Origin of the sequence: Pseudomonas sp. 34 E 7 (genome assembly GCF_900005715.1) — a bacterium.
In the GTDB taxonomy this organism is placed as follows: domain Bacteria; phylum Pseudomonadota; class Gammaproteobacteria; order Pseudomonadales; family Pseudomonadaceae; genus Aquipseudomonas; species Aquipseudomonas orientalis_A.
The window spans coordinates 98,168-120,515 of record NZ_CVTX01000149.1 but is presented as its reverse complement, the minus strand read 5'-3'; the positions used below and the strand labels follow the sequence as shown (position 1 = coordinate 120,515).

Annotated in this window: 19 protein-coding genes and 1 pseudogene; 9 read left to right on the top strand and 11 right to left on the bottom strand. The window is 62.2% G+C overall.

Going from position 1 to position 22,348, the window contains the following annotated elements; translation table 11 throughout:
* Positions 1–247: 247 nt before the first annotated feature.
* Positions 248–1,558 carry an MFS transporter gene (locus BFP96_RS17050; RefSeq protein WP_065896365.1) on the top strand — a complete coding sequence of 437 codons (1,311 nt, stop codon included), beginning with the start codon at positions 248–250 and terminating at the stop codon, positions 1,556–1,558.
* Positions 1,559–1,702: 144 nt separating this feature from the next.
* Here BFP96_RS17050 and purT read toward each other — a convergent pair whose 3' ends face one another.
* The 5 genes from purT to BFP96_RS17030 all read right to left on the bottom strand — a co-directional run bounded on the left by purT (position 1,703) and on the right by BFP96_RS17030 (position 4,922).
* On the bottom strand, positions 1,703–2,884 hold the full coding sequence (gene purT, locus BFP96_RS17045) for a formate-dependent phosphoribosylglycinamide formyltransferase (protein WP_065936636.1): 1,182 nt from the start codon (positions 2,882–2,884) through the stop codon (positions 1,703–1,705).
* A 70-nt stretch (positions 2,885–2,954) separates the two neighbouring features.
* The gene (locus BFP96_RS17040) at positions 2,955–3,422 is read right to left on the bottom strand and encodes a VUT family protein (protein WP_065891540.1); all 468 of its coding nucleotides are present in this window, start codon (positions 3,420–3,422) and stop codon (positions 2,955–2,957) included.
* A 125-nt stretch (positions 3,423–3,547) separates the two neighbouring features.
* Positions 3,548–3,763 (bottom strand): DUF1289 domain-containing protein, encoded by a 216-nt coding sequence (locus tag BFP96_RS29300; RefSeq protein ID WP_083216653.1) that lies wholly within the window; start codon positions 3,761–3,763, stop codon positions 3,548–3,550.
* Complete coding sequence (locus tag BFP96_RS17035; protein WP_065896364.1) at positions 3,760–4,284, bottom strand: gamma carbonic anhydrase family protein; 525 nt, start codon at positions 4,282–4,284, stop codon at positions 3,760–3,762. Before BFP96_RS17035 ends, BFP96_RS29300 begins: the two co-directional genes overlap by 4 nt.
* A gap of 35 nt (positions 4,285–4,319) precedes the next feature.
* A complete protein-coding gene (locus BFP96_RS17030; RefSeq protein ID WP_065891538.1) occupies positions 4,320–4,922 on the bottom strand; it encodes a CoA pyrophosphatase in 603 nt (200 codons plus the stop codon).
* A gap of 147 nt (positions 4,923–5,069) precedes the next feature.
* Between BFP96_RS17030 and BFP96_RS17025 the strand changes: the two genes are divergently transcribed.
* The 7 genes from BFP96_RS17025 to nagE all read left to right on the top strand — a co-directional run bounded on the left by BFP96_RS17025 (position 5,070) and on the right by nagE (position 13,579).
* Positions 5,070–5,618 (top strand): NUDIX hydrolase, encoded by a 549-nt coding sequence (locus BFP96_RS17025; protein WP_065896363.1) that lies wholly within the window; start codon positions 5,070–5,072, stop codon positions 5,616–5,618.
* A gap of 37 nt (positions 5,619–5,655) precedes the next feature.
* Positions 5,656–6,159 carry a L,D-transpeptidase family protein gene (locus BFP96_RS17020; RefSeq protein WP_065887515.1) on the top strand — a complete coding sequence of 168 codons (504 nt, stop codon included), beginning with the start codon at positions 5,656–5,658 and terminating at the stop codon, positions 6,157–6,159.
* Between the two features lie 261 nt (positions 6,160–6,420).
* A complete protein-coding gene (locus tag BFP96_RS17015; RefSeq protein ID WP_065891536.1) occupies positions 6,421–7,179 on the top strand; it encodes a GntR family transcriptional regulator in 759 nt (252 codons plus the stop codon).
* A gap of 10 nt (positions 7,180–7,189) precedes the next feature.
* The gene (gene nagA, locus BFP96_RS17010) at positions 7,190–8,296 is read left to right on the top strand and encodes an N-acetylglucosamine-6-phosphate deacetylase (RefSeq protein ID WP_065891535.1); all 1,107 of its coding nucleotides are present in this window, start codon (positions 7,190–7,192) and stop codon (positions 8,294–8,296) included.
* Positions 8,277–9,299, top strand: a complete 1,023-nt coding sequence (locus BFP96_RS17005) for an SIS domain-containing protein (protein ID WP_139113416.1) — start codon at positions 8,277–8,279, stop codon at positions 9,297–9,299. Before nagA ends, BFP96_RS17005 begins: the two co-directional genes overlap by 20 nt.
* Before the next feature lie 30 nt (positions 9,300–9,329).
* Positions 9,330–11,855 carry a phosphoenolpyruvate--protein phosphotransferase gene (ptsP, locus tag BFP96_RS17000; RefSeq protein ID WP_065936635.1) on the top strand — a complete coding sequence of 842 codons (2,526 nt, stop codon included), beginning with the start codon at positions 9,330–9,332 and terminating at the stop codon, positions 11,853–11,855.
* 26 nt (positions 11,856–11,881) lie between these two features.
* The gene (nagE, locus tag BFP96_RS16995; RefSeq protein WP_065936634.1) at positions 11,882–13,579 is read left to right on the top strand and encodes an N-acetylglucosamine-specific PTS transporter subunit IIBC; all 1,698 of its coding nucleotides are present in this window, start codon (positions 11,882–11,884) and stop codon (positions 13,577–13,579) included.
* Positions 13,580–13,694: 115 nt separating this feature from the next.
* On the opposite strand, the gene BFP96_RS16990 is transcribed toward nagE, so the two are convergent.
* From BFP96_RS16990 to purL, 5 genes and pseudogenes are all read right to left on the bottom strand, one after another.
* Positions 13,695–13,964, bottom strand: a complete 270-nt coding sequence (locus BFP96_RS16990; RefSeq protein WP_065891531.1) for a DUF6124 family protein — start codon at positions 13,962–13,964, stop codon at positions 13,695–13,697.
* Positions 13,965–14,449: 485 nt separating this feature from the next.
* Complete coding sequence (locus BFP96_RS16985) at positions 14,450–15,388, bottom strand: pectate lyase family protein (RefSeq protein WP_065891530.1); 939 nt, start codon at positions 15,386–15,388, stop codon at positions 14,450–14,452.
* Between the two features lie 213 nt (positions 15,389–15,601).
* A pseudogene (locus tag BFP96_RS31815) lies at positions 15,602–15,718 on the bottom strand (DUF6124 family protein); the annotation flags it as partial.
* Positions 15,719–15,967: 249 nt separating this feature from the next.
* Complete coding sequence (locus tag BFP96_RS16980) at positions 15,968–16,279, bottom strand: NGG1p interacting factor NIF3 (RefSeq protein WP_065891529.1); 312 nt, start codon at positions 16,277–16,279, stop codon at positions 15,968–15,970.
* Between the two features lie 4 nt (positions 16,280–16,283).
* Entirely contained in the window at positions 16,284–20,180 is a 3,897-nt protein-coding gene (purL, locus tag BFP96_RS16975; protein WP_065891528.1) for a phosphoribosylformylglycinamidine synthase, read from the bottom strand.
* A 287-nt stretch (positions 20,181–20,467) separates the two neighbouring features.
* On the opposite strand from purL, the gene mltF reads away from it, so the two are divergent.
* The gene (mltF, locus tag BFP96_RS16970; protein WP_065891527.1) at positions 20,468–21,928 is read left to right on the top strand and encodes a membrane-bound lytic murein transglycosylase MltF; all 1,461 of its coding nucleotides are present in this window, start codon (positions 20,468–20,470) and stop codon (positions 21,926–21,928) included.
* A gap of 127 nt (positions 21,929–22,055) precedes the next feature.
* On the opposite strand, the gene BFP96_RS16965 is transcribed toward mltF, so the two are convergent.
* Positions 22,056–22,346, bottom strand: a complete 291-nt coding sequence (locus BFP96_RS16965) for a PTS transporter subunit EIIB (protein WP_065936633.1) — start codon at positions 22,344–22,346, stop codon at positions 22,056–22,058.
* Between the last annotated feature and the right edge of the window lie 2 nt (positions 22,347–22,348).

The following is a 22,348-nucleotide window of genomic DNA, read 5'->3' as shown; positions in this document are numbered from 1 at the left end:
CCGTTACCGCAGAAACGGATATGTACTCGATCTGATCCAACATCCTGGTCGGCCCAGAGGCCGCCATCGGGGGCAAGCCCCCTCCCACATTGGATCTGTGTTACTTCAGCCACTTGTTGTAATTCCACCCCCCTTCCTATAATCCCTGCGGCTTACCCAAGCCGCTGCGCGCACAACCCTGATCCATGGGTGTACGACCAATAATAATCCGCGTCCAAACGCGCAATGACCGTCAGGGATTACCGCCATGAGCACCCCCTATAACGAGGCCACCACCGCTGCCCCGACCAACTCGACGGCTCGCGTGGCGACCGCGAGCATCGTCGGCACCGCCATCGAGTTCTACGACTTCTATATCTACGCCACGGCTGCCGCGCTGGTGATCGGCCCGGTGTTCTTCCCGCAGACGTCCGGCACCGCGCAGATGCTGGCGTCGTTCCTGACCTTCGGCATCGCGTTTATCGCCCGCCCGCTGGGCTCGGCGCTGTTCGGCCACTTTGGCGACCGCATCGGTCGCAAGTCGACGCTGGTGGCCTCCCTGCTGCTGATGGGCGTGTGTACCACCCTGATCGGCTTGCTGCCCGGCTACGACAGCATTGGCGCCTGGGCACCGATCCTGTTGTGTGTATTGCGCTTCGGCCAAGGCTTGGGCCTGGGCGGGGAATGGGGCGGCGCGGCCTTGCTGGCGACCGAGAACGCGCCCAAAGGCAAACGCGCCTGGTTCGGCATGTTCCCGCAACTGGGCCCGTCGATTGGCTTTTTGGCGGCCAATGGTTTGTTCCTGATTTTGGCCATGAGCCTGAACGATGAGCAGTTCCGCAGCTGGGGCTGGCGCATTCCGTTCATCCTCAGCGCGGCGCTGGTGATGGTGGGCCTGTACGCACGGCTCAAGCTGCACGAGACGCCTGTGTTCGCCAACGCCGTGGCCCATGAAAAACCGGTGAAAGTGCCGCTGGTGGAGCTGTTCAGCCAGCACTGGCTGCCGGTATTGCTGGGCGCCGCGTCGATGGTGGTGTGCTATGCGCTGTTCTATATCACCACGGCGTTTTCCCTGAGTTACGGGGTGTCGACCCTCGGCTACAGCCGTGAAACCTTCCTCGGCCTGTTGTGCTTCGCGGTGCTGTTCATGGGCCTGGCGACGCCGTTGGCGGCGCTGGCCAGCGACCGCTACGGGCGCAAACCGGTGCTGATCGTCGGCGCGATCCTGGCGATACTGTCGGGTTTTACCATGGAGCCGCTGCTGACCCACGGTTCGACCTGGGCCGTGGCGTTGTTCCTGGCGCTGGAACTGTTCCTGATGGGCATAACCTTCGCGCCGATGGGTGCGCTGCTGCCGGAACTGTTCCCGACCCGCGTGCGTTATACCGGCGCTTCGGCGGCGTATAACCTGGGTGGGATCGTGGGCGCGTCGGCGGCACCGTTCTTCGCAACCAAGCTGGTGGCGATGGGCGGGCTGAGTTATGTGGGTGGGTATGTGTCGGCGGCAGCGTTGCTGAGCTTGATTGCGGTGCTGTGCCTGAAAGAGACGCGGGATAATGATTTGAACAAGGTCGCCTGAAGCCTGATCGCGATGATCGTTCCCACGCTCTGCGTGGGGAATGCTGCCCTGGACGCTCTGCGTCCGCTTTTAAAGTCGTGACGCGGAGCGTCACAGGATGCATTCCCACGCGGAGCGTGGGAACGATCGGCGTCAGGGGCGGTTTTAGAGTTCTACAACCACAGCCTGGGAAGCCCGGGTCGCCTTGGCCCGAGCAGCCTCAATCGACTCATCTCGCGCCAGCGCCACGCCCATGCGACGCTGGCCGTTCACCTCCGGCTTGCCAAACAGACGCAACGCCGTATCCGGCTCGCTCAACGCGGCGCCCAGGTTGGCGAATGCGGTCTGGGTCGACTGCCCTTCCACCAGGATCACCGCCGAAGCCGAAGGCCCGAACTGGCGGATCAACGGGATCGGCAGGCCGAGGATGGCGCGGGCGTGCAGGGCAAATTGCGACAGGTCCTGGGAAATCAGGGTCACAAGGCCCGTGTCATGGGGGCGCGGCGAAACTTCGCTGAACCACACCTGATCACCCTTGATAAACAGTTCCACGCCAAACAGACCCCGGCCGCCCAAGGCCTCGGTCACGGCTTTGGCGACGCGCTCGGACTCGGCCAGCGCAATCGCGCTCATGGCCTGGGGCTGCCAGGATTCCTGGTAGTCGCCCTTCTCCTGACGATGGCCGACCGGCGCGCAGAAGGTGGTGCCGCCGATATGGCGCACGGTCAGCAGGGTGATTTCGTAGTCGAAGTCGATAAAGCCTTCGATGATCACCCGACCTTTACCGGCGCGGCCGCCTTCCTGGGCGTAGTCCCAGGCTTTCTGCACATCGTCCGCGCTGCGCAGCAGGCTCTGGCCCTTGCCCGACGAGCTCATCACCGGCTTGACCACACACGGGAAACCCAGGTCCTGCACGGCCTTGCTATAGTCTTCGAAGGTGTCGGCGAAGTGGTATGGGGAGGTCGGCAAGTCCAGCTCTTCGGCGGCCAGGCGACGGATGCCTTCACGGTTCATGGTCAGCGAGGTGGCGCGCGCGGTCGGGATCACGGTGAAGCCTTCGGCTTCCAGCTCGACCAGGGTAGCGGTGGCGATGGCTTCGATTTCCGGCACGATGAAGTGCGGCTTCTCCGCCTCGATGACGGCACGCAAGGCGGCGCCGTCGAGCATGTTGATCACGTGGCTGCGGTGCGCCACCTGCATGGCGGGCGCGTTGGCGTAGCGATCCACGGCAATCACTTCAACGCCCAGGCGCTGCAGCTCGATTACCACTTCCTTGCCCAGCTCACCGCAGCCACACAGCAAGACGCGGGTCGCGGTTGGCGACAATGGAGTTCCGATTCGGGTCATCTCAGGTCCTCAGGGGAGCGGATCATGGGGGAGAAAGGCCGGCATTTTACATGAACTGTAGAGATTGGCCTCAGTTAGCAACGGCGCGCCGGCGCATGCGCCAGGCCATGACCAGCCACACCACGGTGACCCCGGCGAATTTCGACACCAGCGCCGTGCCCGCCACCGCCGGTGTGAGCGCGCCGATCAGGCCGAAGAAAATAAAGGTATCCAGGGGAATGCTCAGCGCCGAACTGATCCACAGACGATCGTGCAACGGGCGCCGGGTGATGCTGAACACCAGCCAGTCGATGCATTCGGACACCGCGAACGCCGTGGCGCTGGCCAGGGCGATGGACGGGTCCGACGTGATATACGACAACACCAGCGCCGCCAGCATGGCGATGATCGCACCGTGGCCGAAGCGGGTTTGCACCATGTCGCGCAGAATGAAGACCAGGCCACCCCAGGCGGACCAGATCACGTCCAGGTGCGGGGCGGTGGAAAAGGCGAAGTTGATCAGCACGACGCTGCTGATGTAGGCGATCAGGAAGAGCATGGGGCGAAAACCTGTAGGAGCGAGCTTGCTCGCGAAAAACGTTAACGATGACGCGGGGAATCTGACTATACGCGGTGTTCTTGGGTTTTTCGCGAGCAAGCTCGCTCCTACAGGGGGGGCAGCAGTCAGGCGCCGGATTTACCAGAAACCATAAACACTAACCCACTCGCCACCGCCCGCTCATGGCACAACCCCAACACCAGCCGGCGTTCGGCATTGTCCATGCGGCTCCAACACGTAATCTCGTCCACGGTACGCTGGCAACCAGTACAGATATCGTCATCATCTAGTGCGCAAATACTCACACAAGGCGAAGCGACAGGCCGTTCAACCGTACTCATTGTTCCTGCTCGACCAGATCACGCGCATACCGCTGCGCGTTATGCACATAGTGCGCGGCGCTGGCTTCGAGCATGCGTTTCTGCGCTTCGGTCAGCTCACGCACCACCTTGCCGGGCGACCCCATCACCAGCGAGCCATCGGGAATTTCCTTGCCTTCGCCGATCAGCGAATTGGCGCCGATGATGCAGTGCTTGCCAATCTTCGCGCCATTGAGGATCACCGCGTTGATGCCGATCAGGCTGTAATCATCGACGGTGCAGCCGTGCAGCATGGCGTTGTGGCCGATGGTCACGCCGGTGCCGAGAGTCAGCGGGTAGCCCATGTCGGTGTGCATCACGCTGCCGTCCTGCACGTTGCTGTTCTTGCCGATCAGGATCAGTTCGTTGTCGCCACGCAATACCGCGTTGAACCAGACGTTGGCGCCCTCCTCCAGCTTGACCTTGCCCACCAGCGTGGCATTGGGTGCTACCCAACTGTTGGGATGCGTCTCGACGCGGGCATCGCCCAGGCGGTATTTCATGGTTGTTCCTCACGGCTCGCCATTCAAACGATGGCTCAGATGTTGATGAAGCTCTTGGGTGGCTGATGCAGGCTGATCTTGGCGTCGTCGTAGAGCAGGTTGATCAGCTCGACGATCATGATTGCCGTCAGGCCCCAGATCTTGTATTCGCCGAACCTGTAGCTTGGCACATACCAACTGCGACCCTGATAGTCGATGCGGTGGGTGTGCTCGCGTGGGTCCTGGCGGAAAAAATCCAGGGGCACGCTGAAGACAGCGGCAATTTCGGCGTCGTTGGCCAGGTACTCGACGTAATCAGGGACCACGCCCACATAGGGCGTGACACGGATACCGTGCAGGGAGATCAACGGGCTCAATGGGCCAATGACCTCGACCAGACCCGGCGGCAGGCCGATTTCTTCTTCGGCTTCGCGCAGGGCGGTAAAGATCAGGTCCGGGTCTTCGGGGTCACGGCGCCCGCCGGGAAAGGCCACTTCGCCGCCATGGGTCGACAGGCCACTGGCGCGCAGGGTCAGGATCAGCTCGGGTTCGTCACTGCGGGTAATCGGCACCAGCACCGCGGCCTCGGGGAAACGCCCGTCGGTCTCCAGCGAGTGGGGGGTGTGATTGCTTACCCGGCGAAGTAGCTCGTCCAGCATGAGTCATCTCGGTCTGTTGGCTACCTTGCATCATGCACCAAAGCGCGCAGGCGCCCAACCCCAAAACCACCGGGGTGTCGCGAAACGACAACTTGCAGGAACGCCTGGCACCAAGCCAAGATGTGCCCACTCTCCAGGAACCCCAGCATGAATTTCTGCAGCCAGTGCGGCAAACCGGTCACCCAACGCATTCCCGAAGGCGACGCGCGCCTGCGCTATGTGTGCGATCACTGCTCGACCATTCATTACCAGAATCCCAATATCGTCGCCGGTACCGTACCGGTATGGGGCGACAAAGTGCTGCTGTGCCGTCGCGCCATCGAGCCCCGCCTGGGTTACTGGACCCTGCCCGCAGGCTTCATGGAAAACGGCGAAACCGTGGAACAGGCCGCCATGCGCGAGACCCTGGAAGAAGCCTGCGCCCGCGTGCGCGACCTGAGCCTCTATACCTTGATCAACGTGCCGCACATCAATCAGGTGCATATTTTCTATCGCGCCGAGCTGGCCGACCTGGACTTTGCCGCAGGCATCGAAAGCCTGGAAGTGAAGCTGTTCGCCGAGGCCGACATCCCTTGGTCCGAGCTGGCTTTCCGCACGGTCGGGCGTACCTTAGAATGCTTCTTCGCTGACCGTGCGCAACAGCTGTTCCCGGTGCGCAGCGAGTCCGTGCCGCCCCAGTCCAAGCCCGCCCAATAACAAGCCGGCCACTCGTCGCCAAAGGGAAATCGTTTCAATGCGTTGGTTGCTTGCTCTGATCTGCCTGTCGTTCGCTGCCCTGTCCTCGGCCTCCACGGTGCAAACCCTCGGCGGCAAACCGGTCGAAAAGGTCCTGGTGCTCAAATCCGCCCACCAGTTGCAACTGATCAACGACGGCAAGCCGCTCAAGACCTATCGCATATCCCTGGGAAAAAACCCGAAAGGTCACAAACTGATCGAGGGCGACCGTCGCACGCCTGAGGGCTTCTACTGGATCGACTGGCGCAAGACCAGCGAACGCTTCAACCTGGCCATGCACATCTCCTACCCCAATATCAGCGACGCCGCCCGCGCGCGCCGCGAAGGGGTGAAACCGGGCAGCATGATCATGATCCACGGCACGCCCGACACCGAAGACTACCCGGAACAGTGGTTCCACACCCTGGACTGGACCGACGGCTGCATCGGCATGCGCAATGTGGACATGCGCGAAGTCTGGAGCCTGGTCAAGGACGGCACCCTGATCGAGATTCGGCCCTGATCTGCGACCGCTCGTAAAATAATTCGAAAATATTTCCTGCCCAGGGCAGCGCCTGCCGGTGAATACCAGTTCACCGCGCGCGCTGTGCGTTTGTGCGCGCAACAAAGACCTCTCTAATACCACTTGATACCATGCACCATTAGCAAGCCCTGAAACCGGGGTTCGCACCGTTTTGGCAGCATTGACATGGTATTTAAGTGGTATTAATTTCCGGCCATTACCGGGCGACAACATTCCAATAACGCATCGGAAACCTGACAGATGAATCCCATCCTGGCCCTGCGCCCCGACGACAAGCAATCCACGCCGCTGTACCTGCAACTGGCCCGCAGCCTTGAAGCGGCGATCCATGCCGGCCAGTGGAAATCCGAGCAGGCCCTGCCCTCGGAGCGTGCGCTCAGCGAGCAGTTGGGCATCTCGCGGGTGACCGCCCGCAAAGCGCTGGAGGTGTTGCTTGCCCAGGGCCTGATTCGCCGCAGCCAGGGCTCCGGCACCTTTATCACGCCGCGCCTGGAACAACCGTTGTCGCGCCTGTCGGGGTTCAGTGAAATGTTGCGGCTCAAGGGCTTTGTGCCCACCTCCCAATGGCTGGAGCGCGACATCACCCCGCCGACCCACGAAGAACTGATCCGCCTGTGCCTGTCGCCCACCGACAAAGTGGCGCGCCTCAAGCGTCTGCGCAAAGCCGATGACACGGTGATGGCAATTGAAATGACCACCCTGCCCGCCTCGGTGCTGCCCCAGCCGCAAGCCATCGGCAATTCGCTGTACGAATACCTGGAAGGCATCGGCAAGCCCATCGTGCGCGCCCTGCAGCATATCCAGGCGATCAATGCGTCGGACGAGTTCGCCAGGCTGGTGGGCATCGCCCCCGGCACCGCCATGCTGCTGATGACCCGCGTGGGCTACACCGCCGACAACACGCCGATTGAAATCACCGACACCTACTGCCGCAACGACTACTACGACTTTGTCGCAGAGCTGCGCCGTCATGACTACTCCGCCGAATTGCGAATTTAGAGAACTGCCCATGTCAGAAGACAATATCCTCACGCCCAGCGGCTGGATGCGCGGCCGCCTGGTGCACGAGCACGGCAAGGTGGTCGCCGTTGAAGGCACCCCGTGCGACCCGGCCGACAACGAGCTGCCTTACTTGCTGCCAGGCTTTATCGACCTGCATGTGCATGGTGGCGGCGGTGCGGACATCATGGAAGGGGCGCACGCCTTCCAGACCATCACCCGTACCCACGTGCGGTTCGGCACCACCTCGCTACTGGCCACCACCATGACGGCGCCGGTGGAAGAAATCACCAAAGTGCTCGGTGAGCTCGGCAAGTTCTGTGAACAACGTCCGACGGGCAGCGCCCGGGTCCTGGGCGTGCACCTGGAAGGCCCCTACATCAATCCAGGCAAACTCGGCGCCCAACCCAACTTCGCCCACACCGCCTTGATGGCCGAAGTCGAAGCCTACCTGCGCCTGGCGCCGATCCGGGTGATCACCATCGCCCCGGAAATCGCCGGCCACGACGGCCTGATCCGCGCCCTCAGCGAACGCGGCGTGCGCATGCAGATCGGCCATACCCTGGGCAGCTATGAAGAAGGCGTCGCCGCCCTCGCCGCCGGCGCCACCAGCTTCACCCATTTGTACAACGCCATGAGCCCGCTGCATCACCGCGAGCCGGGCATCGTCGGCGCCGCGCTGGCCCACGCCCAATACGCCGAATTGATCCCGGATTTGCTTCACGTGCATCCCGGCGCGATGCGCGTGGCCCTGCGCTCGATCCCGTGCCTGTATTGCGTCACCGACTCCACCGCCGCCGCCGGCATGCCCGATGGCGAATACAAGCTGGGCAGCCACACCGTGACCAAATGCCTGGGCGGGGTGCGCCTGGCCGACGGCACCCTGGCCGGCAGCACGCTGACCATGGACCAGGCGCTGCGCAACCTGGTGAAGATCGGCCTGCCCATCAGCGAAGCCTCACAACGCCTGTCGCAATTTCCTGCGGACTACCTGGGCCTGGAAGAACGCGGCCGCCTGCAACCCGGCAGTTTTGCCGACTGCGTGCGCCTGGACCGCTCCCTGACACTCACCGACGTAATGGTCGAAGGAGAAACCATTGACTTCAAAAATGCTTGAAGAGGCCCTGGCCTCCTGCGACGCCGTCGCCGCACAACTGCAACGCCTGGACCCGTTGCTGGAGGAAGTCGCCGGTCGCCTGCGCCGCCAGCCGCCGCAAGTGGCGATGACCATTGCCCGTGGCAGCTCGGACCATGCCGCCAGCTACTTCGCTTACCTGGCCATGCAGCATGTGGGCATTCCGGTGGCGTCGTTGCCGATGTCGGTGGTGACCCTGTTGCAGGCGCCAATGAAAGTCAGCGGCCAAGTGGCGTTCGGGTTCTCCCAGTCGGGGCAGAGCCCGGATTTGGTCAACAGCCTGCGCCTGTTGCGCAAACGCGGGGCCTTGAGCATTTCGCTGGTGAATGCCGAAGATTCGCCGCTGGAAGCCGCGTGTGAATTCCATGTGCCGCTGTGCGCCGGGCCGGAACTCAGCGTGGCCGCGACCAAGAGCTTTATCGCCACCCTCAGCGCCAGCGCGCAGTTGATCGGCCACTGGAATCAGGAAGCCGATCTGCTGCAAGCCTGCCAGGCGCTGCCCGACGGCCTGCGCGACGCCGCCAGGCAGGATTGGCGCCTGGCCGTCGACGCCCTCAAAGGCAGCCAGCGCTTGATGGTCATCGGCCGTGGCGCCGGTTTCGCCATCGCCCAGGAAGCTGCGCTCAAACTCAAGGAGACCTCGGCGATCCAGGCCGAGGCCTTCAGCAGCGCCGAAGTGCGCCACGGGCCGATGGCCTTGATCGACGAACACTACCCGCTGCTGGTGTTCGCCCCACGCGGCGCCGAGCAGGCCGGCCTGCTGAGCCTGGCGGCCGACATGCGTCAACGCGGTGCCCGCGTGCTGTTGGCCGCGCCCGACGATATCGCCGAACGCGACCTGACTCTGAGCCGTGCCGAACACCCGAGCCTGGACCCGATCCTGGCGATCCAGAGTTTCTATGTGATGGCCGCCAGCCTGGCTGAGGCACGGGGCATGGACCCGGACCAGCCGCGCCACCTGAGCAAAGTCACCCGCACCCACTGAAGCGGCGTTTTCCTGATGAGTACCGTGCCCATGTCCAACAACAATAATGTACTGACCCTCAGCGCCCCCTTGAGTGGGCCGGTGCTGGCCCTGAACAGCGTCCCCGACGAAGTGTTCGCCAGCGGCGCCATGGGCGACGGTATCGCTATCGACCCGTTGAACGACTGTCTGCAGGCCCCCTGTGACGGCGTGATCATCCATGTCGCCCGCACCGGGCACGCCCTGACCCTGCGCGCCGACAACGGTGCCGAGGTGCTGATGCATGTGGGCATCGACACCGTGGAACTCAATGGCGAAGGCTTTGCCTTGCTGGTCAAGGAAGGCGCACGGGTCAGCCAGGGCCAGGCACTGGTGCGGTTTGACCTGGACCGTATTGCGCGTCAGTGCAAGAGCCTGGTGAGCCTGATCATCCTGACCAACAGTGATCGCTTTGAGCTGACGCCGGTGCCGCTGAAGACGGTCAAGGTCGGTGAGCCGTTGATGCACATTGCCGCGCGCTCCACCGCCACCGTTCAAGCAGCGGTGGATAACTCCAATTGCGAAGCCGGCTCCGAAGCCAGCGCCAGCGTACGCATCACCCACCGGGGCGGCTTGCATGCCCGCCCCGCCGCCTTGATCCGCAAGACGGCCCAGGGTTTCAGCAGCCAGTCGCACCTGCATTTTGCTGACAAGTCGGCGTCGTGCGACAGCCTGATTGGCTTGATGGGCCTGGGTATTGGCGAAGGCGACGAAGTGCGCGTGAGTTGCCGTGGCAAAGACGCCGAGGCCGCCTTGCAAGGGTTGCTCGCGGCATTGTCGGTAGCGGTCAGCGAAGCCCATCACGCCCCCGTGGTCGCTGCTGCGCCCCGTCGTGCCAGCGTAGAAGCCGATGTGCTGCAAGGTGTTTGTGCAGCCCCCGGCCTGGTGTGCGGTCCGCTGTTCCGCCTGACCGGCATCGAGCTGCCGCAAGACACCGGCAACCATTCGGCCGCCGAACAACAACAGCGCCTCGACACGGCACTGGAGCAGGTGCGCGATGAAATCCACAGCACCCTCGAGCATGCCCGCCAACGCAAGAACGTCGAGGAGGAAGACATCTTCGCCGCCCACCTCGCGCTGCTCGAAGACCCGGCGCTGCTGGAAGCGGCCAGCGCCGCCATCGCCCACGGCAGCGCCGCCACCCATGCCTGGCGCGATGCGATCCAGGCCCAGTGCGCGGTGCTGTTGGCACTGGGCAAGCCCTTGTTTGCCGAGCGCGCCAACGACTTGCGCGACCTGCAGCAACGCGTATTGCGTGCCTTGCTGGGCGAGGCCTGGCACTTCGAACTGCCCGCCGGGTCGATCGTCAGTGCTCACGAACTGACCCCGTCGGATTTGCTGCAGTTGAGTGAGCAGCAGGCCGTGGGTATCTGCATGGCCGAAGGCGGCGCCACGTCACACGTCGCCATTCTTGCGCGGGGTAAAGGCTTGCCCTGCGTGGTCGCGTTGGGTGCCGAGGTGCTGGATGTGCCCCAGGGCCAGCGTGTGGTGCTGGACGCCGTCAATGGCCGACTGGAACTGGCCCCCACAGACGCGCGCCATGCTGAAGTGCAGCAGATTCGCGACGCGCAAAAACTGCGTTGCCAGCAGCAGCAAGCCCAGGCGCAACAACCGGCACGCACCATCGATGGCGTGAGCATTGAAATCGCCGCCAACGTCGCCTCCAGCAGCGAGGCGCGGCTGGCGTTTGAAAACGGCGCCGATGGCGTCGGCCTGTTGCGCACCGAATTTCTGTTCGTCGACCGCCGCACCGCGCCGGATGAACAGGAACAGCGCCAGGCCTATCAGGCCGTGCTGGATGCCATGGGCGACAAATCCGTGATCATTCGCACCATCGACGTGGGCGGCGACAAGCAGCTCGACTACCTGCCGCTGCCTGTCGAAGCCAACCCGGTGTTGGGTCTGCGCGGCATTCGCCTGGCCCAGGTGCGCCCGGAACTGCTCGACCAGCAACTGCGTGCCCTGTTGCAAGTCTCGCCGCTGGCGCGTTGCCGCATCCTGTTGCCGATGGTCAGCGAGGTGGACGAACTGCTGCAGATCCGCCAGCGCCTGGATGAGTTGTGCGTCGAGCTGAAACTGACGCAGCGCCCCGAACTGGGGGTGATGATCGAAGTGCCCGCCGCCGCGCTGATGGCCGAGCAATTGGCCGAACACGCAGACTTTTTGTCCATCGGCACCAATGACCTGTCCCAGTACACCCTGGCCATGGATCGCGACCACGCAGGCTTGGCCGCCCGCGTCGATGCGCTGCACCCGGCCTTGCTGCGGCTGATCGCCCAGACCTGTGCCGGTTCGGCCAAGCATGGGCGTTGGGTCGGTGTGTGTGGCGCCCTGGCCTCCGACCCGCTGGCCACGCCGGTACTGGTCGGTCTGGGCGTCAGCGAGCTGTCGGTAAGCCCGCCGCAGATCGGAGAAATCAAGGACCGCGTCCGCCACCTGGACGCGGCGCAATGCCGGCAACTGAGCCTTGAGCTGCTCAACCTGAGCAGCGCCAAGGCCGTTCGCCAAGCCTGTCAACACCACTGGCCGCTGAGCTGAAAACAACAAGAATAGGGAGACACGCCATGTACCAACACTTTATCGAAGGCCTGCAACGCCTGGGCCGCGCCCTGATGCTGCCGATTGCGATCCTGCCAATCGCCGGCCTGCTGCTGCGCCTGGGCGACACGGACTTGCTCAACATCGCGGTGATGCATGATGCCGGGCAGGCGATCTTCGCCAACCTGGCGCTGATCTTCGCCATCGGCATCGCCGTCGGTTTTGCCCGCGACAACAACGGCACGGCCGGCCTGGCGGGGGCGATCGGCTATCTGGTGATGATCTCCACGCTCAAGGTGATGGACACCTCCATCAACATGGGCATGCTCGCCGGTATTGCCAGTGGCCTGATGGCGGGCGCGTTGTATAACCGCTTCAAGGACATCAAGTTGCCGGAGTACCTGGCGTTCTTTGGTGGGCGACGGTTTGTGCCGATTGTCACCGGCTTCAGTGCAGTCGGTCTGGGGGTGATCTTCGGCCTGATCTGGCCGCCGATCCAGCACGGCATCAACAGCTTCGGCGTGTTGCTGATGGAAAGCGGCAGCCTGGGCGCCTTCGTGTTTGGCGTGTTCAACCGCCTGCTGATCGTCACCGGCCTGCACCACATCCTCAACAATATGGCGTGGTTCGTGTTCGGCACCTTCACCGACCCGGCAACCGGCGCGGTAGTGACCGGCGACCTGACCCGCTACTTCGCCGGCGACCCCAAAGGCGGCCAATTCATGACCGGCATGTTCCCGGTGATGCTGTTCGGCCTGCCCGCCGCGTGCCTGGCGATGTACCGCAACGCGTTGCCGGAGCGCCGCAAAGTGATGGGCGGGATTTTCCTGTCGATGGCGCTGACCTCGTTCCTGACCGGGGTGACCGAGCCGATTGAATTTGCCTTCATGTTCCTGGCGCCGTTCCTCTACTTGCTGCATGCACTGCTCACCGGCCTGTCGATGGCCGTGACCAACCTGCTCAATATCCACCTCGGCTTTACCTTCTCCGGTGGCTTTATCGACATGGTGCTGGGCTGGGGCAAGTCCACCAACGGCTGGCTGGTGGTACCGGTAGGCCTGGCCTACTCGGTGATCTACTACACGGTGTTCAACTACTGCATTCGCCGCTTCAACCTGAAGACGCCGGGTAGGGAAGATATACAGGTGGTGCAGGCCGAAGCGATGAGTGATAACCAGCGTGCCACGGCTTATATCCAGGCGTTGGGTGGTGCTGAGAATCTGCTGAGTGTGGGTGCTTGCACCACGCGGCTGCGGCTGGACATGGTGGATCGCAACAAGGCGGTGGATGCGCAGTTGAAAGCGCTGGGCGCCATGGCGGTTGTGCGGCCGGGGAATGGGGGCAGTTTGCAGGTGGTGGTTGGGCCGATGGCCGATAGCATTGCTGATGAAATTCGCTTGGCGATGCCGGGGTTTGTTGCCGCAGCGCCTGTAGCGGTTGCGCCTGTGGATAAGCCGGTTGCAGTGAATGTGCAAGAAGCCGAGCAATGGCTGAATGCGCTGGGTGGCCGGGGGAATGTGCGCCAGCTGGAAGCGGTAGCGATGACTCGGTTGCGGGTGGAGTTGGGTGATGATTCAGGGTTGTCTGAGGCTCAACTTACTGCGCTCGGTTGCCAGGGTGTGAGTCAGCTTGAGAGCGGTGTTTGGCACCTGTTGATTGGGGACAAGGCGTCCGGGTTGGGTGAGGCGCTGGAACGGTTGGTTGCCCGCCCAATCAACGCCTGATCGATCGTTCCCACGCTCCGCGTGGGAATGCCGCCCCGGACGCTCCGCGTCCCGCCGTGCGCAAGGGTGACGCAGAGCGTCACAGGATGCATTCCCACGCGGAGCGTGGGAACGATCAGTTGGCGGTGGCTGTTGACACTTCGTGAAGATCCAGCACTCGATCCACCATCAGCTGGATCCCTTCCACCATACGATGAATCCCCAGCACTGCATCACGCTGGGGGCCGTCAACATCAAAAGCCAGATTCCCCGCCAGTGCCTGTACGGATGCCAGGTCTTGGGAGGCGTTGGCGAGCAGGGTTTCGCTGTTCAGGTGGGTCAGGACGGTGAAGATTTGGTCGGTGGGCGGAGAATCAGATGGGGGGGTTGGGCTGTCTTTGATCATGGTAAACCTCCTGAAAAATAGGAGCTGCCAGCATCACTTGCAGATGATGGGTGGCAGCTGTGCGCGGGCCTGCAAGACCGAGTCAGAAGCACCTCGGCAGACCCAAAGGTCTCCCGCGCACAGCCACCAGAAAACGATGACCATGAAAAGCGCCACGATTATAGCGGCGCTTCCGAGCCTCTAATATTATTTCGGCGGGCTTGCAGTCCCGGTCACTGAATTGGCAGCGACTCGAGAAGGTTAGTTGTGCGAGTTCCGACAGACAACCTGAAAGGCTTGTCGGAAATGTCTGAGGCGCCTGGGCGGACGCCATCGGGGGCAAGCCCCCTCCCACAGTTGACCGAGTTTCATCGTTTGAATGCAGTTGAATGTGGGATGGGGCTTGCCCCCGATGAGGCCCTTGCAGCCAACAAAAAACCCACCGGCCAAACTGGCCCGGCGGGTTTCTTGTTTATGCAGCCAGCCGATCAAGAATCCGCCAGGCTTTAGCCACCGAACACCAGGCTTACCGACTGGGCCCCCGCATTCTTGACGGTGAAATCCTTTGCCTGCGCGGCGGTCCTCAACGTGTAGGTGTAATTGGACGACGCGGTCCACTGTGCTTTGGGCGACTTCTGATTCGTGATAGCAGGCACGCTGCCAATATCGGTAAACGTACCGTTGCCTTTATCATCCAACATGCCGTTGCTTGCGCTGCCTTCGCCAAAGTTGTTGCTCTCGGAAAGAATGTTGGCGTTTTGCGCCAGTGTAAAACCGAGATGAAACTTGTTGATGTAGTTGTTATAGACATGGAAGTAGCCATAACGCATCAACCCCGGTGCGCGCACTTCCATATTCTCGAAGCGATTATGGCAAATAGTCAGCCGTGGGAAGCCATTGAAGGCTGTGTTGTTGTCATCGCTCGGATGGCCCAGGATCAGGCCATACTTGTGATTGCCGAAAAAACAGTTGCTGATGGTCGCGTAGTCGGCCTTGTCGCCGATGTATAACAGCTTGTCGAGGCTGCCATCGTTGGCGGACCAGTCATGGCCGTCAAAGGAGCAGTGATCGATCCAGTACTTGCTGCCGTAGTTGAGGTACAGCTGGATATCATCATTGGCCTTGATACCCGCCGAGTGCTGGAAAACGATGTTCTGAAAAATGATGTTTTGCGACTCAGGTGTCGCACGCAAGTGAATGTTGTTGAGCGTGCGGTTCTGGAACGAGCCGACCAGGGTTTTATTTGAACCCATGGAGACCTTGGTCAAACTGGACGCCGAGATATTGCTGTTGATCACCAGCACGCGGGGTGTGGAACCGGCAATATTGGTTTTGAGCTGATCCAGGTTAGTGATGCTGACAACCGGACCGGACCAGCCGCCAGTGACCTTAGCGGCTTTGGCGAAGCCGGTCATGCCGGTGAGTTTACTTTCTGGATAAGACATAGGAGTTCCCTCTCTTTCAACATGGGACCCGATGATCGAGTCAAGGATGAAACATGACCGTCCTGGTCATGTGCACAGTGGGATGAGCGGCGGCGCAACCTACCGAACGTGGCAAGTTACCGCAGCCCCGCAAACTGTACATTTATACAGTGTCATGTGAAAGAAATGGCGTCAAGCGTGGATTGATCGTTGCCATGTTCCGCGCGGGAATGATCAGTTGGCGGGGGCTGCTGACACTTCGTGAAGATCCGGCACTCGATCCCCCATCAACTGAATGCCCTCCACCATCCGATGAATCCCCAGCACTGCATCACGCTGGGGGCCGTCGACAATCGAGATAGTCGCAGGGAGGCTATTGAGACAGGTTCCGACGGGCAACCTGAAAGGCTTGTCGGAAAGGTCTGAGGCGCCTGGGCAGACGCCATCGGGGGCAAGCCCACTCCCACAGTGGAGCGAGTTTCATCGTTGGAATGCAGTTGAATGTGGGAGGGGGCTTGCCCCCGATGAGGCCTTGAAAGGCAACAAAAAACCCGCTGACCAAACTGGCCCAGCGGGTTTCTTGTTTATGCAGCGTGCGAATCAAAACTCCGCCAACTGCCACACCTCATACGCCGGTGTCTCATACGGATGGCTCAGTTTCAACGCAGCCACAACCGCCACGATCAACGCATCCGCCACCACCAGCTCAACCTTCCACTCCTCAACCACTTCAACCTGGCCCACTTGCCCGATGAACGGCTGACTGCCGTCCAACGCGCGGAATTGGCCCTGGCCCAGCACTTGCCAGGCGCAGCTGTCGTAGTCGCCGATGCGCCCGCCGCCGGCTGCGAAGACGGCGGTTTTCACCGTCTCCACGTGGCTGTCGGGTACGAAGAAGGCGAGCTTGTACACCGCCTTAGTTCACCCACACACGGGCGTTGCGGAACATGCGCATCCAGGCGCCGTCTTCGTTCCACTCTTCCGGGCGCCACGAGTTCTGCACGGCGCGGAATACGCGCTCCGGGTGCGGCATCATGATGGTGACGCGACCGTCGCGGCTGGTGAGGCCGGTGATGCCGCGCGGCGAGCCGTTCGGGTTGGCCGGGTAGCTTTCGGTGACCTTGCCGTGGTTGTCGACGAAACGCAGGGCCACGGTGCCGGACAGGTCGGCTTCGAGCAGGGCTTCTTCGCTGGCGAACTCGGCATGGCCTTCACCGTGGGCGATGGCGATCGGCATACGCGAACCGGCCATGCCCTGCAGGAAGATCGAGTTGGATTCCTGCACCTGCACCATGGCGACACGGGCTTCGAACTGCTCGGAACGGTTACGCACAAAGTGCGGCCAGAACTCGCTGCCCGGGATCAGTTCGCTGAGGTTGGACATCATCTGGCAACCGTTGCACACGCCCAGGGTGAAGCTGTCGTTACGCTCGAAGAAACCCTGGAACGCGTCGCGGGCGCGGCTGTTGAACAGCGCCGACTTGGCCCAGCCTTCACCGGCACCCAGCACGTCGCCGTAGGAGAAACCACCGCAAGCTACGAGACCTTTGAACTCATTGAGGTCAACGCGACCGGCGAGGATGTCGCTCATGTGCACGTCGATCGCATTGAACCCGGCACGGTCGAACGCCGCCGCCATTTCCACCTGGCCGTTGACGCCCTGCTCACGCAGCACGGCAACCTGTGGGCGAATACCCTTCTTGATGTAGGGCGCGGCGATGTCCTGGTTGACGTCGAAGCTGAGCATGGTGCTCAGGCCCGGGTTGTCTTCTTCCAGGATCGCGTCGAATTCCTGCTCGGCGCAGTCGACGTTGTCGCGCAGGCGCTGGACCTGGTAGCTGGTCTCGGCCCACTGGCGCTGCAGCAAGCGGCGCTGACCGGTAAAGACCGTGTCACCGTTGAACGAGATAGTAACTTCGCCGTTGTTGATCGGCTGGCCAATGACCGCCACGCACTCGGCAAGACCGGCAGCGCTGAACTGTGCGAGCACGTCCGGGGTAGCGTCCTGGCGCACTTGAATCACCGCACCCAACTCTTCGTTGAACAGGATGCCGTTGATCTCGGCGGCATCCTCGGCAACGCTGTCGAGCACGATGTTCAGGCCGCAGTGACCGGCGAAGGCCATTTCTACGACGCTGGTCAGCAAACCACCGTCGGAACGGTCGTGGTAAGCCAGCAGGTGACCGTCGGCATTCAGGCCCTGGATCACGGCGAAGAAGGCCTTGAGGTCTTCGGCGTCGTCGACATCCGGCGCGTGTTTGCCGAGCTTGCCGTGAGTCTGCGCCAGGATCGAGGCGCCCATGCGGTTCTGGCCACGGCCCAGGTCGATCAGGATCAGATCGGTGGTGCCCTTGTCCATGCGCAGTTGCGGGGTCAGGGTCTGGCGGATGTCGGTGACCGGCGCGAAACCGGTCACGATCAACGACAGTGGCGAGGTGACGCTCTTGTCGGTGCCGTCTTCGTTCCAACGGGTGGCCATGGACATGGAGTCCTTGCCCACCGGAATGGTAATACCCAGTTCAGGGCACAGCTCCATGCCGACCGCTTTAACCGTGTCGTACAGGCGCGCATCTTCACCCGGGTGACCGGCAGCGGACATCCAGTTGGCCGACAGTTTGATGTCGGACAGCTTACCGATACGCGAGGCCGCGATGTTGGTCAGGGTTTCACCAATGGCCATGCGGCCCGACGCCGGAGCGTCCAGCAGGGCCAGCGGCGTGCGCTCGCCCATGGCCATGGCTTCACCGGTGTACACGTCGAAGCTGGTGGCGGTGACGGCAACGTCGGCCACCGGAACCTGCCACGGGCCGACCATTTGGTCACGGGCCACGAGGCCGGTGATGGTGCGGTCGCCGATGGTAATCAGGAAGCTTTTGCTCGCCACGGCCGGGTGGTGCAGCACGCGCTCGATGCTGTCGGCCAGCTCAAGGGGGCTTGGGTCGAAATCATCGCCCAGCTCGGCTTCACGCACGGCCGAACGGTGCATGCGCGGGGCTTTGCCCAGCAGTACTTCCAGCGGCATGTCCACCGGGCTGTTGCCGAAGTGGCTATCTGTAACAGTAAGCTGCGGCTCGGCAGTGGCTTCGCCGACCACGGCAAACGGGCAGCGCTCACGTTCGCAGATGGCCTGGAAGCGCGCAAAATCTTCAGGGCCGACGGCCAGCACGTAGCGTTCCTGGGATTCATTGCTCCAGATTTCGTGCGGGGCCATGCCCGGCTCGTCGTTTGGAATATTGCGCAGTTCGAAACGGCCACCACGCTCGCCATCGTTGACCAGTTCCGGGAAGGCGTTGGACAAACCGCCAGCACCGACGTCGTGGATGAAGCTGATCGGGTTCTTGTCGCCCAACTGCCAGCAACGGTCGATGACTTCCTGGCAGCGGCGTTCCATCTCGGGGTTTTCGCGCTGTACGGAAGCGAAGTCCAGGTCCGCCGAGCTGGTGCCGGTGGCCATGGAGGACGCCGCGCCGCCGCCCAGGCCGATCAGCATGGCCGGGCCGCCGAGTACGATCAGCTTGGAACCGACCAGAATCTCGCCCTTCTTGACGTGTTCTTCACGGATGTTGCCCATGCCGCCGGCCAACATGATCGGCTTGTGGTAGCCGCGCACTTCATCGCCACGGGGGGTGGTGATGGACTGTTCAAAGGTACGGAAGTAACCGGTCAGCGCCGGACGCCCGAATTCGTTGTTGAACGCGGCGCCGCCCAGCGGGCCTTCGATCATGATGTCCAACGCGGTGACGATGCGCTCAGGCTTGCCGTACGGCACTTCCCACGGCTGTTCGAAGCCCGGAATCTGCAGGTTCGATACGGTGAAACCGGTGAGGCCCGCCTTGGGCTTGGCGCCACGGCCGGTGGCGCCTTCATCGCGAATTTCGCCGCCCGAACCGGTGGCTGCGCCAGGGAACGGGGCAATCGCGGTCGGGTGGTTGTGGGTTTCAACCTTCATCAGGATGTGCACCGGCTCCTGCACCGCGCCGTACTGGCGGGTTTCCGGGTCCGGGAAGAAGCGCCCGGCGACGGAGCCGACGATCACCGAGGCGTTGTCCTTATAAGCCGACAGAACGCCTTCGCTGTGCATCACGTAGGTGTTCTTGATCATGCCGAACAGGCTTTTTTCCTGGCTCTGGCCGTCGATGTCCCAACTGGCGTTGAAGATCTTGTGACGGCAATGCTCGGAGTTGGCCTGGGCGAACATCATCAGTTCGATGTCGTGGGGGTTGCGCTTCAAGCCGTTGAAGGCGTTGACCAGGTAGTCGATCTCGTCTTCGGCCAGGGCCAGGCCCAGTTCGGTGTTGGCCTTCTCGAGGGCGGCGCGGCCACCGCCAAGCACGTCAATCGCAGTGAGCGGCTTGGGCTCGGCGTGGCTGAACAGGCCGGCAGCCTGCTCCAGCTGGCTGACGATGATCTGGGTCATGCGGTCGTGCAGGCTGCTGGCGATCAGCTCGGCGTCGGCGTCGCTGAACTGGCCGGCCACGTAGAACGCGATACCACGCTCCAGGCGCTGGATTTTATCCAGGCCGCAGTTGCGGGCGATGTCGCTGGCCTTGCTCGACCACGGCGAGATGGTGCCGAACCGCGGCAGAACCAGGAACAAGCGGCCGGTCGGCTCTTGGACGGGAACGCTTGGGCCGTACTTCAGAAGGCGTGCGAGCACTTGCTGTTCGTCGGCGGTCAAGACGCCGGTTACGTCGGCGAAGTGAGCAAATTCAGCATACAGGCCTGTAACAGCTGGAACCTTCTGGCTCAGTTGCTCAAGGAGTTTGCTGTGGCGAAAGGCAGAAAGGGCAGGAGCGCCGCGCAGGATCAACATCTTCGGGACAGCCTCGGGAAGGGGGTGTGCTTTGAGGCCGTGCATTCTAGCGTAAACCTTCGCCCACGGCACCCGAAACGCTACCGCTGGCCGCTGCCGAACGTCAGTTGGCACGGTTTGCGCGGCGCCGGGGGATAATCCATGGCCTCGGGCGCAGATATTTTAACCGTCACAATCACGCGCCAGGCCGCGTTTCTGCGGGATACAGCACAGTTTTGCAGCGACTAGCAGACAAGTGTGCCGCTGTCGAGATATGGCGCTGTGGGCCGTTTGCGTATACTGCGCAGATGTTCTCCCCAACTGCTTTGCGCCCGCGATGCGCCAAATGGCTCATCGCAACCGGACTCTTCCTGATGCTCAGCGCCTGTGTTGATAAACCCAGCACGCTCGAGCGAATCAAGGAGGATGGCGTATTGCGGGTGGTTACCCGGAACAGCCCCGCTACGTATTTCCAGGACCGCAACGGTGAAACCGGTTTCGAATACGAACTGGTCAAGCGCTTTGCCGATGACCTGGGCGTCAAGCTGGAAATCGAAACCGCCGATAACCTCGATGACCTGTTCGGCCAGTTGGGCAAGCCCAACGGCCCGGTGCTCGCCGCTGCCGGCCTGGTCAGCAGCGAACAGCGCCAGCAGCAGGTGCGTTTTTCCCACCCGTACCTCGAAGTGACGCCGCAGATCATCTACCGCAACGGTCAGTCACGGCCGACCAATGCGGCGGACCTGGTCGGCAAGAAGATCATGGTGCTCAAGGGCAGCACCCACGCCGAGCAGTTGGCGGCGCTTAAAAAGCAGAATCCTGCCATCGAATACGAAGAGTCCGACGCCGTTGAAGTAGTCGACTTGCTACGCATGGTGGACGAAGGACAAATCGACCTGACCCTGGTGGACTCCAATGAAGTCGCCATGAACCAGGTGTACTTCCCCAACGTGCGGGTCGCATTCGACCTCGGCAATGCCAGCAACCAGAGCTGGGCCGTGGCCGCCGGCGTTGACAACAGCCTGCTCAACGAGATCAACAGTTACCTGGACAAGGTCGAGAAGAACGGCACCCTCCAGCGTCTGAAAGATCGCTATTACGGGCACGTCGATGTACTGGGTTATGTCGGCGCCTATACCTTCGCCCAGCATTTGCAACAGCGCCTGCCCAAGTACGAAAAGCACTTTCGCGCCTACGCCAAGGAAGAAAAGGTCGACTGGCGACTGTTGGCGGCCATCGGCTACCAGGAATCGCTGTGGCAGCCGGCGGTGACGTCCAAGACCGGCGTGCGCGGCCTGATGATGCTGACCCAGAACACCGCCCAGGCGATGGGCGTGTCCAATCGCCTGGACGCCAAACAAAGCATCATGGGCGGCGCCAAGTACCTGGCCAAGATCAAGGACGAGCTGGACGACAAGATCGCCGAGCCCGACCGCACCTGGTTTGCCCTCGCCGCCTACAACGTCGGCACCGGGCACCTGGATGACGCGCGCCTTCTGGCCAAGAAGGAAGGCCTGAACCCGAATAAATGGCTGGATGTGAAGAAAATGCTGCCGCGCCTGTCGCAGAAGCAGTGGTACAGCAAGACACGCTACGGTTATGCCCGGGGCGGCGAGCCGGTGCATTTTGTGGCGAACATCCGGCGCTACTACGACATTCTGACCTGGGTGACCCAGCCGCAGCTGGAAGGTAACCAGGTGGTGGAAGGCAACCTGCATGTGCCGGGTGTGGACAAGACCAAGCCGCCGGAAGAGACCCCGCAGTTATAAACCCGATGCTCCAGACACCATAGAGCAATGTGGGAGGGGGCTTGCCCCCGATGGCGGTGGATCAGTCACCTTATGTAGTGACTGACACTCTGCTATCGGGGGCAAGCCCCCTCCCACATTTTGATCTCTACTTGGCTTGGAGGCCGGTGAGCAGATGGACGACGCCTCCCGTCAACACCATGACGCCCGGTACGCCCGCTGCCTTCAGCGCAGCCTCATCCAACCGCCCCGCCTCTTTCAACTGCACCCGCACCCGCGTCAACGCCACGCGTTGTTGCGACGTGAGGTTGGCCTCGCCGCCCAATGCATTCAACACATCGACCGGTAACAGGTTCTCCCCCGCCGGCGCCGCGACCGTTTCCGCAATCAGATCCGGCGTCAGGGCTTTCCAGAACGCCTGCTGCAATTTCTCGAACATGC